Origin of the sequence: Thermomonas carbonis (assembly GCF_014396975.1) — a bacterium.
In the GTDB taxonomy this organism is placed as follows: Bacteria; Pseudomonadota; Gammaproteobacteria; order Xanthomonadales; family Xanthomonadaceae; genus Thermomonas; species Thermomonas carbonis.
The window spans coordinates 2,807,403-2,820,809 of sequence record NZ_CP060719.1; the positions used below are offsets into that span (position 1 = coordinate 2,807,403).

A 13,407-nucleotide genomic window follows, 5' to 3' on the forward strand; every position below is an offset into this window, starting at 1 on the left:
TTCCGTGGATCGAGGGATCCGCAGCCGATGCATAGCTTGGAGGCGGGGTCGCCGCGGCACAAGGCACGCAGGGCGCAACGCTGTCATCCGCCATCGGAGATTTGCTGCAGGCAGCGTCGTTGTTGTCAGCGCAGCGGCATCGCAACCGGTTCTTCAATGTCACCGCTTCTCTGGCGCTGGCACGCAGACCTGCATTCACATGAAACTTTGACGTATTATCAAAGGCCTAGGGAAACTTCCTGAGGTCTGATCACAGGTGGCACGCACGGCGTCCGAGACCGGGAAAAGCAGTCGCAAACCGGCAACGAAATCCGCAACTCCGCGTGCGGCGGCAAGCCCGCGTCGTCAGCGCTTGTGGCGCGACCTAGCGTTGATCGCGATTGCGCCCTTGCTGCTGTTCCTGCTGGCCAGTCTGGTCACGTACTCGCCCACTGATCCGGGCTGGTCCAGTTCGGGTGCAGTGACGGCACCGCTGCAAAATGCGTGCGGGCGCGTGGGCGCGTGGATCGCCGACGTGTTGCTGGTGCTGACCGGTTATGTGGCGTTCCTGCTGCCGCTGGTCCTTGGCGCGATCGCCTGGATCGCGTTGTTCGGCATGGACACCGATGGTGATGGCGATGCCGACCTGGGCCCTGCGCTGCGACTGGTCGGGATTGTCGGCTTCCTGGTCGCCGCGTGCGGGCTACTGACCCTGCGCATCCAGGGTTCCAACGATCTCTCGTTCGGTAGTGGTGGCGTGCTCGGCCAGCTGACCGGTCGCTCGCTGTTGCGTGGTTTCGGCCCGGTCGGTGCCAACCTGTTCCTGGTCAGCCTGTTCCTGATTTCGGTCACGCTAGCGACCGGTTTGTCGTGGCTGGCGGTGATGGACCGGATCGGCGCGTTCGCGCTGTCCTTGCCGGGACTGCTGACCCGCGGTGCGCGCAAGGGCGCGCAACAAGCCAACGACTGGAGCGAAGCGCGTGCGTTCCGCGAGGAGCGCGTGGAAGCCCGCAAGGTCGACAGCGAATTGCGCGCCAGGCGCGAGAAGGTCCGCATCGAGCCGCCACCTGCGCCGGTGGTCGAAAAGAGCGAGCGTGCCAAGCGCGAGCAGCAGATCCCGCTGTTCCACGTGGCCGACGGCTCCGGCATTCCGCCGTTGGCGTTGCTGGACGATCCCAAGCCGCAGCCCAAGGGGTACAGCGAGGAAACGCTGGAAACGCTGTCGCGGCAGATCGAATTCAAGCTCAAGGACTTCCGCATCGATGCCGAAGTCGTGGGTGCCTATCCCGGTCCGGTGATCACCCGCTTCGAAGTGCAGCCGGCGGCCGGCGTCAAAGTCAGCCAGATCAGCTCGCTGGACAAGGACATCGCCCGCGGTCTCAGCGTGAAATCCGTGCGCGTGGTCGATGTGATCCCGGGCAAGTCGGTGATCGGCCTGGAAACGCCGAACACCCATCGCGAGATGATCTATCTCAGCGAATTGCTGCGCTCCAAGGAATACGACAAGTCCACCAGCCCGCTCACGCTGGCGCTGGGCAAGGACATCGCAGGGCGGCCAACGGTCGCCGACCTCGCACGAATGCCGCACCTGCTGGTCGCGGGCACCACCGGCTCAGGCAAGTCGGTTGCGGTCAATGCCATGGTGTTGAGCCTGCTTTACAAGGCGTCCGCCAAGGATGTGCGGATGCTGATGATCGACCCGAAGATGCTGGAGCTCTCGGTTTACCAGGGCATCCCGCATCTGCTCGCACCGGTCGTGACCGACATGAAAGAGGCCGCCAACGGCCTGCGCTGGTGCGTGGCGGAGATGGAACGCCGCTACAAGCTCATGAGTGCGGTCGGCGTTCGCAACCTGGCGGGCTTCAACAAGAAAGTGCGTGATGCGATCGAGGCCGGCCAGCCGATGATGGATCCGTTGTTCAAGCCGAATCCCGAGCTTGACGAAGCGCCGCGTCCGTTGGAACCGTTGCCGTTCATCGTCATCTTCATCGATGAATTCGCCGACATGATGGTGGTCGTCGGCAAGAAGGTCGAGGAACTGATCGCCAGACTGGCGCAGAAATCGCGCGCCGCCGGCATGCATCTGATCCTGGCCACCCAACGGCCATCGGTCGATGTGATCACCGGGCTGATCAAGGCGAACATCCCGACCCGCATCGCGTTCCAGGTCAGCAGCAAGATCGACAGCCGCACCATCCTGGACCAGTCGGGTGCCGAAACCCTGCTGGGACACGGCGACATGCTGTACATGCCGCCCGGCACCGCCATGCCTGAGCGCGTGCATGGGGCCTTCGTCAGCGACGAGGAAGTGCATCGGGTGGTCGAACACCTCAAGCAGAGCGGTGGTCCGGATTACGTCGAAGGCGTGCTGGAAGAGTCGCAGACGATGTATGACGGCAGCAGCGTGGGCGCGACCGGCTTGCCGGAATCCAGCAGCGGAGGAGGGGACGAATCCGACCCGCTGTACGACGAGGCGGTGAAGATCGTCACCGAGACTAGGCGGGCCTCGATTTCCGGGGTGCAGCGCCGGCTGAAGATCGGCTACAACCGCGCCGCGCGCCTGGTCGAGGCGATGGAGGCCGCCGGCGTGGTCAGTACGCCCGAGCACAACGGCGACCGCACCGTGATCGCGCCGCCGCCGCCTCGCAACTGAGCTGCTCGCCGGATCGTGTCGTCGCATTCAGCTTGGCTCGGACACACTCCCGGCAACGTTGCAGGAGAGAGCACATGAACGCATTTGGCATGAAGCCCGCCACCGCCATGCTGTCCACCGCGCTGTTGCTGGCCGCCAACATCGCCAATGCCGGCGCACGTGATGAGCTCAACGCGTTCAGCAAGGGCCTGAAGGGCCTGGACGGACAGTTCACCCAACAGGTCTTCGATGCGCGTGGCAAGCAGAAGGAAACCTCCAGCGGCCGCGTTGCGGTCTCGGTGCCGCGGCTGTTCCGCTGGGAATACGTGAAGCCGTATCCGCAATTGATCGTCGCCGATGGCAATACGGTGTGGGTGCATGACCCCGACCTTCAACAGGTCAGCCGCCGCGCCCAGGGTGTGGAGGAAGCCAACAGCCCGCTGGCGATCCTGCTGGATCCGTCGAAGCTCGACCGCGATTTCGTGGTCAAGGACGCGGGCAAGGCAGGCGGCGTGGAATGGCTGGAGCTGACGCCGAAACAGGCCGAAGCGCCGTTCAAGTCGGCACGCCTGGGCTTCGCCGACAAGGGTCTGGCGCAGATGGAGTACGTGGATGCGCTCGGCCAGCGCACGCGCATCAGCTTCAGTGGCTGGAAGCGCAACCCGTCGTTCGCGCGCGGCACGTTCGTCTATGTCCCGCAGAAGGGCGTGGACGTGATCGGCGGCTGATCGGCGGCGCTGCGTTCTCGATCGGTTCAGGCAGCGGGCCTCCACCTCACGCTGGCTCCACGCAGGCATGCGCACATTGACGCAACGCCACGCAAGGGATGCCTCGCCATGGATCGCAAGGGAATCAACCGCACTGCCATCGCCGCCATGTTGGCCCTCGTTCTGGTGGGCGCGGTTGCCGCGCAGGCCAGCACGCCGGCGGGGATCCAGCCGACCGTGGTCGAAGGTCACAGCCATGATCGTGCGGCGGCGGCGAATGGCATCGATTCGCGCATCCTCGCGTCGATGGATGCCGCTACGGCCGCAGCCCTGATCGGCGCGCTGGAAACCCGATTCGAAGGCCGCGAAATCGCCTTGCGCATGGGCGAGGTGCAGGGCGAACGCGCCAGCCTGCGCGATATCGCCTTGCATGGCACAGGCCAGATCCGCCTGGGTGCGGACGCAGCATGGTTGCCGATCCGATTCGAGGCGCTGTACGACACCGATACCCAAGCCGTGCTGAGTCCTTCGATCGTGCTGGAAGGCAAGGGCGTCGCCGCCAGCAGTCCCACGCTGCCGTTGCCGGGACTGCAGGCGCAGGTCAATGCCGCGATGGGCGATGAATTCGCTTCACAGCAGGTAGATGTCTCGCTGCAGCAAGCGCGCGTGATCGGCAGCGACGGCCAACGCCTTGTAGTGCGCGCGCAAGGCGTGGCCCGCTTCGACGGCAACGAGACTGCACCGGTCACCGTGCGTGCCCTCTACGAACAGGGCAGCGGACGCTGGCTGGATGCGCAATACGATTTCGACGTGGTCGGCAGCTGAGGCTGCATCAGCAGTCGCCGCCGGCGAGACCGCGCCGGGTAGAATCGAGGCGTGGCCAGATCCGCGAAAAACAGCAGCGCCGATGAGTTGAGCTTGCTGCCTGCACAGCCGGGCAGTTCGGCATCGTCGCGAATAAATGCCGAAGGCTCGGCTGATCTCGTGGCGATGCGGCCGCTGGCCGAACGCATGCGGCCACGTACCCTCGACGACATGGTCGGGCAGCGCCGCTTGCTCGCGCCGGGCTCCGCGCTGCGGCGCGCGGTAGAAGCCGGACGCGTGCATTCCATGATCCTGTGGGGGCCGCCGGGCTGTGGGAAGACCACGCTCGCATTGCTGTTGGCGCGCTATGCCGACGCCGAGTTCGTGGCGATCTCCGCCGTGCTATCCGGCCTGCCGCAGGTACGCGAGGTGCTCGCCGAGGCGCAGGCGCGTTTCGAGGATGGTCGCCGCACCGTGCTGTTCGTGGACGAGGTGCATCGCTTCAACAAGGCGCAGCAGGACGCGTTCCTCCCGCACATCGAGCGCGGCAGCATCCTGTTCGTCGGTGCCACCACCGAGAATCCGTCCTTCGAGTTGAACTCGGCGCTGTTGTCGCGCTGCCGCGTGCATGTGCTCGAAGCGGTATCGACCGACGACATCGTCATCGCATTGCGGCATGCCCTGGCCGATGGCGAACGCGGCCTGGGTGCACGCATGCTGGAGGTGGCCGATGCGTCCCTGGCCGAGATCGCCGGTGCCGCCGATGGCGATGTGCGACGTGCGCTGACCCTGCTCGAAATCGCCGCCGACATTGCAGAAGGCGAGGGCGGCACGATCAGCGAGTTCACCCTGCATCAGGTACTGGCCGACCGCACCCGGCGCTTCGACAAGGGCGGCGACCAGTTCTACGACCAGATCTCGGCATTGCACAAATGCGTGCGCAGCTCCAATCCGGATGCCGCGCTGTACTGGCTTGCGCGGATGCTGGACGGCGGTGCCGACCCGGCCTACCTGGCGCGACGGCTGACGCGGATGGCGGTGGAAGACATCGGGCTGGCCGATCCACGCGCCATGCAGATGGCGATCGAGGCCTGGGATGCCTACGACCGTCTGGGCTCGCCGGAAGGCGAACTCGCGCTGGCGCAGCTGACGATCTATCTGGCCAGCACCGCCAAGTCGAATGCCGGCTACCGCGCGTATAAGGCGGCACGTGCGGATGTCGATGCGCTCGGCACGCAGGATGTGCCGCTGCACTTCCGCAACGCACCGACCAAGCTGATGAAGTCGCTCGGCCATGGCAAGGATTATCAGTACGACCACGATGCGGATGGTGGCATCGCGCTGGACCAGACCGGCTTCCCGGATGCGATGGGCGAGCGCGTGTACTACGCACCGACCACCCGCGGCATGGAAGGCAAGCTCAAGGAAAAACTCGATGCCCTGCGCGCCGCGCGAGAGCAGGCGCGAGCCGCAAAGAGCGGGTCGTCGTGAGCCTGTGGTGGCAGCAGCTCATGCTGGTGATGCTGGGCGGCGCGCTCGGCGCGGCGGGGCGCTTCTGGCTGGGCGGGGCGATGCTGCGGCAGTTCGGTTCCGGCATGCCTTGGGGAACGCTGGCGGCAAACCTGATCGGCTCGTTCGCGGTCGGGTACATCGCGGTGTGGCTGGAGGGCAGGGGGCAGGCGGCGCTCTACTGGCGCGCGTTCCTCATTGTCGGCTTGCTGGGCGGGCTGACGACGTTTTCGGCGCTGATGCTTGAAGCCTTGCTGTTCGCACGCACGCATCGGAACGACCTGTTGCTGGCCTATCTCGGCGGCACGCTGGTCGCGGGCTTGTTGCTGGTCTGGGCGGGTGCGCGGCTGGCCGAGGCGATGCGCGCCGCGACGCCCTGATCCGACGCGCCAGTTCTATTGGCGAACGGCGTAGGGCCCGAACGTATTGCCGATGAAGCCACCGGCGCGGTCGACGCTGAGCACACTTGTATCCAGCCCGCTTGCAAGCGATTTCCACTCGCCAGTCTGCGTGCGCCATGACACATCCAAAGTCGGTCCGTCGAGCTTGAAGCGCAGCGACACCGCTTCGTGCGTCGATGCCAGCGGCACCCGCTTGAGCTCACGTCCCAACAGCGGATCGTCCTTGCCTGCGCGCAGCCGCAAGACCAACGCTGCGCCATTCCTATCGCGTTCGACCATTGCCAGGAGGTGGTGGGTTTCGTTCTGCAGCAGCGCCAGTCCGGCCTGCTCGCCGGCCTCCAGTCCCGCAGGTTCGAGCATGACCTCGATGCGCGCGCGATGGTGTTGCAAGCGATGCGCCAGGTAGGTCGGTTGGCCGTTGCCGGCCCTGCCATGCGCGCCCAACGCAGTCGCACCGGGCACGATTCGCAAACCGCCATCGCCGGTGCGGAACCACGGTTGTTGCGGGGCGTGCAGGGTCAGCCATTGCGGGCCGGGCTTCTCGGTGAAGCCTTCGCTCCACGTGATCGGCCCGGACATCGGTGCCGTCTGCGGATCGCGCGGCAGCGCGGGACGCGTGGCGATCGCCGGCGCGCGTGCGCCACGCGGCAGCACCATCGGCCAGCCATCGCTTGTCCAGCTGACCGGCAGCAGGAAGGTCTCGCGGCCGAGGTTGTACTGGTTGCCGCGATACGGACGCGTGGCCAGGAACACGGTCCACCATGAGCCGTCTTTCAGCTCGATGAACTGCGCATGCCCGGTGGAGGTGATTGGCGATGGCCGGTTCGGATCGAGGTCGCGCTGGGTCAGCGACGGATTGCCGGCCCACGCCACGTATGGCCCTTCGACATCGCGACTGCGCCAGACCATCTGCGCATGCTGTTCGCCGGTGCCGCCCTCGGCGGCGGTCAGGTAGTACCAGTCGCCGCGGCGGAAAATGTGCGGGCCCTCGACGTGCTCCGGCTTGCTGGCCGGATCCACGCCGCCGTCGACCAGCACCTTGCGTTCGCCGACCAGTTGCATCGTGGCGATGTCGTAGCGCTGCAGCCAGATCGCGCGGTGGCCGTCGTAGCGCATCGGCACCTGCGGGATGCCGTTGCTGACCAGCCAGGCGCTGCCGTCGTGGTCGAAGAACAGCGAGGGATCGATGCCGTCGAACGACAGGAAGTGCGGATCCGACCACGGGCCGGCCGGATCCTTCGCGCTGATCACGAAATTGCCCATGCCTTTGCCGGGGCAATAGAAGCAGGTATTGGCGATGTAGTAGGTGCCGTCGTGGTGACTGATGGTGGCGGCGAACAGGCCACGGGTGAGTTCCTCGGCGTCGCCGTAGGGCATCTGTCCCGGTCGATCGATGGCATTGCCGATCTGCCGCCAGGACACCAGGTCCTTGCTGTGGAACACCGGCAGGCCGGGGAAATAGCCGAAGGTCGAGGTGACCAGGTAGAAATCGTCGCCGACCCGAATCGCGGACGGATCCGGATAGAAGCCGGCGAGCACCGGGTTTCGGTATTGGTCGGCGTTGGGTGCAGCGCCGCCGTCATCGCCGCTGTAGTCGATGCGGGTGAAGCGCGCCTCGCCGGCGATTGCGCCCAAGCTGCAGGCGAGCACGCCGATCGCGAGGCAGCAACGAAGCGTCTTCATCACACGCTCTCCGGGATTGAACGCGTCGCGGTGCGCCGCGACCACAATGCATACAGGCCGTGCGCAGCCAGGTCTTCGGGATGGCGCTGCACGCCGATGCCGAGCGAGGTCAGCGCATGCGCATACGAGGCAAGCAATCGGTCGTTGCCGACCAGATGCACTTGGGCCGGCCGCGGCTTCTGCGAAAACGCACCGGACGCGCGCAGTTCGTGGCCGATCAGCAGGCCGGACAGGTACGAGGGCAACGCTGCTTCCGCGACCTGCTGGAACAGGCCTGCGGTGCGCACGCCAAACAGATGGTGGAGCATGCCGCCGGCCTGCTCGCTGCGGCGCAGGCCGGTGTCGAAGGCGAAGGCATCGAAGCGGCCGTCTTCGACCGGCATCAGCCGCCCGAGGATGCTGTGCTGGCGCAGCACGGCATACAGCTCGCCGGTCATCGCGGTGGCGATGCGCTGGATCCGTCCGTCGCGCACGCCGACCCATTTGCTGTGCGTGCCTGGCAGGCAGACCAGGTGGCTGCCGACCGCGAGGTTGCCGAGCAGTGCGGCCAGTTGGGTTTCCTCGCCGCGCATCACGTCGGGCACGCTGTCGGACATCAAGTCGCGCAGGCCGGGCATGAGCCAGAGCGCGCGGCCGTCGAAGCCGGGCGGGTGGATGCGCTGCATGCCATCGGCGAGTTCGGCGATGCCGGCCGGACAGTCGAGGTAGGGCACTTCCTGCCAGCCGCCGCGCCCGCCGACCATCCCGCACAGGATGATCACGGCGTCGTCCCAGCCGTCGATGCCGCGCGCCAGCACCTCGCCGAAGCGGCCAACGCTGGCGAGCACGCCATCGTCGCTGCGTCGCCGCTCGAGCACCATGCCGGCCACGTCGAGGCGGTACAGGCGCAGGCTGCTGGTGCCCCAGTCGACTGCGATCATGTCAGTCGCACCCGGTCTTCGCTGCGCGAAAGCACGCGGCCGACGTGATGGAAAAAGATCCCGCCGGATGCCGGTTGCGCGGCCAGCACGCGCGGTGGCAGGCCGACCCGCGCACTGGTGATGAAGAGGGTGTCGCCACGCAGGGCCACGCAACTGGGCTGCGCTGCATCGATGCGGATGATGCGATCGACCTGGCCGTCCGGCAGGTAACGAACGACCTGACCGGCGCCCCATTGCGCGTTCCAGAGCGCACCTTCGGCATCGATGATGGAGCCGTCGGGTTCGGCACCCGGCGTGTCCAGGGTGACGAAGACGCGCACGTTCGAGATCGAGGCCTTCGCCGCGTCGTAGTCGCAGCAGAGGATGCGCGGCTCCACCGAATCGCAGAAATACATCCGCGTGCCGGCCTTGTCGAAGCAGATCGAATTGGGGATCGCCGCGGCGGGCAGGCCAAGATCGCGCAGGCCGTGCGCCGCGGTGTACTGGTAGAAACGGCCGGCCTTGCGGTTGTCGGCGTGTTCGCTCTTGGTGCCGAACACGAAGCCGCCGTTGCGATCCGCGCGGCCATCGTTGACGCGGGTCATCGGGTCGTCGGCTTCCACGTCGGCCAGTTTGCGCAGCGGCAGCGTGGTGGCGTCCGCGTGCGCATCCACGTCCGCGGCATAGAGGCCATCCGCCAGGCCCAGCAGGAGCCGGCCATCTTCTCCCAGGCCGATGCAGGCCAGCGGCTGCTGCATGGTCCAAGTGTGGGTATGGCCGCTGGCCGGCTCGTAGCACCACAGCTTGCAGGCGAGGATATCGACCCAGTACAGCCGTTGCCGGCGCTCGCACCACAGGATGCCTTCGCCGAGTTCGCAGCGGCTGTCGAGCAGGAGCCTGGCGGGCGTTGCGGTCATCCGCTCACCATTCCGCCACGCTGCCGTCGGCATGCCGCCACAGCGGGTTGCGCCAGCGCGGAGGATTGCGACTGGCGGCGATCAGGCGTTCCTCGTCGATCTCCACCCCCAGGCCGGGTTTCGGCAACGCGGCGATGCTGCCGGTCGCGTCGCAGCGGAAGTCCTCCTTGTTCAACACGTAGTCGAGCAGGTCGGCGCCCTCGTTGTAGTGGATGCCGATGCTCTGTTCCTGCAGCATCGCGTTCCATGAAACGAAGTCGACCTGCAGGCAGGCGGCGAGTGCGACCGGGCCGAGTGGGCAGTGCGGTGCCAGCGCGACGTCGTGCGCTTCCGCCATCGCCGCGATCTTCACGCATTCGCTGATGCCACCGGCATGCGAGAGGTCGGGTTGCAAGATCGAAAGGCCACCGGCGCACAGCACCGGCTTGAACTCGGCGCGCGAGTACATGCGTTCGCCCGCGGCGAGCGGGATGGACGTCGCATCCGAGAGCGGCCGGTAGTACTCCCAGTGTTCGGGCAGCACCGGTTCCTCGACGAACAGCGGCTTGAACGGTGCCAGTTCGCGCAACAGCACGCGCGCCATCGGCGTGCTCACCCGGCCATGGAAGTCGATGCCGAAATCCACCGCATCGCCCATCGCCTCGCGGATCGCCGCCACCTTTGCCACCGCGGCGTCGATCGCGCGCGGGCTGTCGATCAGCTTGAGTTCCTCGGTGCCGTTGAACTTGAACGTGTCGAATCCCTGCGCCTGATAGGCGCGCATCTGCGCGACGATGTCGGCGGGACGGTCGCCGCCGACCCAGCGATACGTCTTCATGCGCTCGCGTACAAGACCGCCCAGCAATTGGTACACCGGCACGCCGAGCGCCTTGCCCTTGATGTCCCACAAGGCCTGGTCGATGCCGGCGATCGCGCTCATCAGGATCGCGCCGCCGCGATAGAAACCACCGCGATTCAATACCTGCCACAGATCGTTGATGCGCGCCGGATCCTGGCCGATCAGATAGTCGCCGAGTTCGTGCACGGCCACTTCGACGGTCGCGGCGCGGCCTTCGATGACCGGCTCACCCCAGCCGCTGATGCCCTCGTCGGTTTCGATCTTGAGGAACAGCCAGCGCGGCGCGGCCTGGTAGGTGGTGAGGCGCACGATCTTCATGCCGCGTGGTCCAGCCAGGCCTGGCGGAACGCGCGTGCATGCGTGCGCGTCGCGTCGACCGATTGGCCGGGCTTGTAAAGTTCGCCGCCGATGCCGGCGCCCGCGCAGCCGGCGGAGAGGTAGCCGGGGAGCGTGTCGGGCGTGACGCCACCGACGGCGAATAGAGGGACAGGCGGCAGCACGCTGCGCAGGGCACGCGCCATGGCCGGGCCGTGAATGGAGGCAGGGAACAGCTTCAGCAGTTGTGCGCCTGCATCGAGCGCGGCGAACGCTTCGGTCGCGGTCGCGCAACCGGCGGCGACCAGCAGGCCGCGATCCACCGCGTGGCGGATCACCGCCGGGTTTGTGTTGGGCGTGACTGCCAGCGTGCCGCCGGCATCGACCAACGCATCGACATGCGCCAGGGTCAGCACCGTGCCGGCACCGATCCGCGCGTCGACGCTGAACTCGCGGGCCGCAATCGCAACGCTGTCCTGCCAGTCCGGCGAGTTGGTCGGGATCTCGATCGCGTCGAAGCCTTCCTCGACCAGCGCACGCACGTGTGCCGAAGTCTCGTCAGGGGTGATGCCGCGCAGGATCGCGATCAGCGGCAGGCGGAAGGGCGTGGTGAGTGCGTCCATGCGGATCAGTCGTGGTAGACCTGCGTGCGGCCGCCATCGATCAGGATGTCGGTGGCGTTGATGAAGCGTGCTTCGTCGCTGGCCAGGAACAGCGCGGTGTAGGCGACTTCCTCGGGACTGCCGATGCGTCGGGGCGGCAGCAGCTCGGTCTGGCGCTCACGCGCGCCGGGTTCGCGCTCGAACCAGGCCTCGATGCGCGGCACCAGGATCAGGCCGGGCGAAATCGAATTGACCCGCACGCCGCGTGCCGCGTACTCGATGCCGAGCGAACGGGTCATGCCGATGAGCGCGTGCTTGGCGATCGGGTAGGGAAACGCGCCGGGGATGATCTTGTGCCCGTGCACCGAGGCGATGTTGACGATGCTGCCCGCGCCCTGCGCCAGCATCGCCGGCAGCACCGCGCGGCAGAGGTGCCAGGCACCTTTCAGGTTCAGCGACAGGCAGCGCTCCCAGTCGGCATCGCTGAGAGACAACGGCTCGGAGAACACGTCCGCGCCGGCGTTGTTAACCAGCACATCGATGCGGCCATGCGTGGCGAGTACATCGGCGATTGCTGCGTCGACCGCCGTGGGATCGGTGATGTCGCACAACTGGTGGGTGATGACATCGTCGGTCGTCGTCGCGACGTTCCGATCCAGGCCGACCACCAACGCGCCCTCGCTGGCGAACAATCGTGCGGTGGCGGCGCCAATGCCGCTGGCAGCCCCGGTGACCACGGCGACCTTGCCCTGCAGGCGGCTACTCATCGCTCGATGCTCCTGTGCCAGCCATCGAGGCCGGTCGGGACGGCATTGGCGATGCTGTCGAGTTGCGAGTGCGCCATCGGTGGTCCTCCCTGCAGTGAATCCCGCTGCCGCGGCATCCGGCCTGTCATGGCCAATGCCCCCCGCGACACGGGAATGGGCCATGTCCGGCCCGTTCATCGAAGCGTGGCATAGCCTCGCGTGACGATGTATGTACGACAAATGAAATTTTAGGCATATCCTATTCGTTCACCGAATAGCTTAGTTGCAGGAGTTCCCGATGGTGCAGCCTTCCACCAGCTGGTTCGGCGCGACCCGCCTGAAAACCCGGCACCTCTTGCTGCTGGTCCACCTTTACGAGCAGCGCTCGGTGCTGCGTGCCGCCGAGGCCGCCAACATGACCCAGCCGGCGGCCTCCAAGCTGCTGGCGGAGATGGAGCACCTGCTCGGCGTGCCGCTGTTCGACCGGCATGCGCGCGGGGTGGAACCGACCTGGTACGGCCAGGTGCTGATCCGACGCGCCCGCGCGGCGCTCTCGGAGATCGGCCGCGCCCACGACGAGATCGCTGCGCTGGCCAGCGGGCGGATGGGGCAGGCCTCGATCGGCACGGTGGTGAACCCCGGCACGACTCTGGTTCCGCAGGCCATCGCCGAGGTCAAGCGCGACTTCCCGGACATCCTGATCAAGGTCGAGATGGACTATAGCCGGCCGCTGGTGGCCAAGCTCCTGGATGGCCAGCTGGACATCGTGATCGGCCGCATCATGGGCCCGGAAGGCGCGGCCGAGCTGGATTTCGAGCCACTCGCCGACGAGCCGCACTCGGTGATCGTGCGCGCCGGCCATCCGCTGGCGCTTCGCGGCAAGATCAGCCACGCCGACCTGGCCGAGCACGGCTGGATCATGCCGCCCGAAGCCAGCGTGCTGCGCTCGCGGCTGGATGCGGTGTTCCTCGAGCATGGCCTGCCGCTGCCGCAGAACATCGTCGAAACCGCCTCGCTGCCGGTGATCATCCACTTGCTGCGGCATAGCGACATGTTGACCGCCTTGCCGGTCGAATCGGTCGGCCCCTACCTGCAGACCGGGCAGATGCTGGTGCTGCCGATCGAGCTAGGGGTGCGGATGGAGTACTTCGGCATCGTCCGCCGCCGCGACCACCTGCTGTCGCCGGGTGCCGATCGCGTCCTGCAGGCGCTGCGGGCGACCGCGCGCCGGATCTATCCCGAACTCGGCCACGGGCGCGGCAGGCAGGGATAGCCTTTTTCCATACCTAGTTTGTTATGGAATAGCTCTGACCGAAGTTTTCATTGGTATGGCATTCCCCGTGGCGGCATGCTGCGACTCGAGCCCCGTCCGCCC

At 66.6% G+C, this 13,407-nt stretch carries 12 protein-coding genes; 6 read left to right on the forward strand and 6 right to left on the reverse strand.

The window, feature by feature from the left end:
- Nucleotides 1–256 precede the first annotated feature (256 nt).
- The 5 genes from H9L16_RS13095 (at nucleotide 257) to H9L16_RS13115 (ending at nucleotide 6,011) form a co-directional block, all read left to right on the forward strand.
- Entirely contained in the window at nucleotides 257–2,632 is a 2,376-nt protein-coding gene (locus H9L16_RS13095; protein WP_187552110.1) for a DNA translocase FtsK, read from the forward strand.
- A gap of 74 nt (nucleotides 2,633–2,706) precedes the next feature.
- On the forward strand, nucleotides 2,707–3,339 hold the full coding sequence (gene lolA / locus H9L16_RS13100; protein ID WP_425507202.1) for an outer membrane lipoprotein periplasmic chaperone LolA: 633 nt from the start codon (nucleotides 2,707–2,709) through the stop codon (nucleotides 3,337–3,339).
- A 108-nt stretch (nucleotides 3,340–3,447) separates the two neighbouring features.
- On the forward strand, nucleotides 3,448–4,143 hold the full coding sequence (locus H9L16_RS13105) for a hypothetical protein (protein WP_187552111.1): 696 nt from the start codon (nucleotides 3,448–3,450) through the stop codon (nucleotides 4,141–4,143).
- Nucleotides 4,144–4,308: 165 nt separating this feature from the next.
- Entirely contained in the window at nucleotides 4,309–5,613 is a 1,305-nt protein-coding gene (locus H9L16_RS13110) for a replication-associated recombination protein A (protein WP_187554188.1), read from the forward strand.
- Between the two features lie 20 nt (nucleotides 5,614–5,633).
- Nucleotides 5,634–6,011, forward strand: coding sequence for a CrcB family protein (locus H9L16_RS13115; protein WP_187552112.1), 378 nt, complete (start codon nucleotides 5,634–5,636; stop codon nucleotides 6,009–6,011).
- A gap of 15 nt (nucleotides 6,012–6,026) precedes the next feature.
- On the opposite strand, the gene H9L16_RS13120 is transcribed toward H9L16_RS13115, so the two are convergent.
- From H9L16_RS13120 to H9L16_RS13145, 6 genes are read right to left on the reverse strand one after another with little or no spacing between them, the layout of a single operon-like run.
- On the reverse strand, nucleotides 6,027–7,715 hold the full coding sequence (locus tag H9L16_RS13120) for a glycoside hydrolase family 43 protein (protein WP_187552113.1): 1,689 nt from the start codon (nucleotides 7,713–7,715) through the stop codon (nucleotides 6,027–6,029).
- A complete protein-coding gene (locus H9L16_RS13125) occupies nucleotides 7,715–8,635 on the reverse strand; it encodes a 2-dehydro-3-deoxygalactonokinase (protein ID WP_187552114.1) in 921 nt (306 codons plus the stop codon). Before H9L16_RS13125 ends, H9L16_RS13120 begins: the two co-directional genes overlap by 1 nt.
- A complete protein-coding gene (locus tag H9L16_RS13130) occupies nucleotides 8,632–9,531 on the reverse strand; it encodes an SMP-30/gluconolactonase/LRE family protein (RefSeq protein ID WP_187552115.1) in 900 nt (299 codons plus the stop codon). The genes H9L16_RS13125 and H9L16_RS13130 overlap by 4 nt, the downstream gene beginning before the upstream one ends.
- A 4-nt stretch (nucleotides 9,532–9,535) precedes the next feature.
- A complete protein-coding gene (gene dgoD / locus H9L16_RS13135) occupies nucleotides 9,536–10,687 on the reverse strand; it encodes a galactonate dehydratase (protein ID WP_187552116.1) in 1,152 nt (383 codons plus the stop codon).
- Nucleotides 10,684–11,307 (reverse strand): 2-dehydro-3-deoxy-6-phosphogalactonate aldolase, encoded by a 624-nt coding sequence (locus H9L16_RS13140; RefSeq protein ID WP_187552117.1) that lies wholly within the window; start codon nucleotides 11,305–11,307, stop codon nucleotides 10,684–10,686. Before H9L16_RS13140 ends, dgoD begins: the two co-directional genes overlap by 4 nt.
- A gap of 5 nt (nucleotides 11,308–11,312) precedes the next feature.
- A complete protein-coding gene (locus tag H9L16_RS13145) occupies nucleotides 11,313–12,053 on the reverse strand; it encodes an SDR family oxidoreductase (RefSeq protein WP_187552118.1) in 741 nt (246 codons plus the stop codon).
- A gap of 277 nt (nucleotides 12,054–12,330) precedes the next feature.
- Between H9L16_RS13145 and H9L16_RS13150 the strand changes: the two genes are divergently transcribed.
- A complete protein-coding gene (locus H9L16_RS13150; protein WP_187552119.1) occupies nucleotides 12,331–13,305 on the forward strand; it encodes a LysR substrate-binding domain-containing protein in 975 nt (324 codons plus the stop codon).
- Nucleotides 13,306–13,407 lie beyond the last annotated feature (102 nt).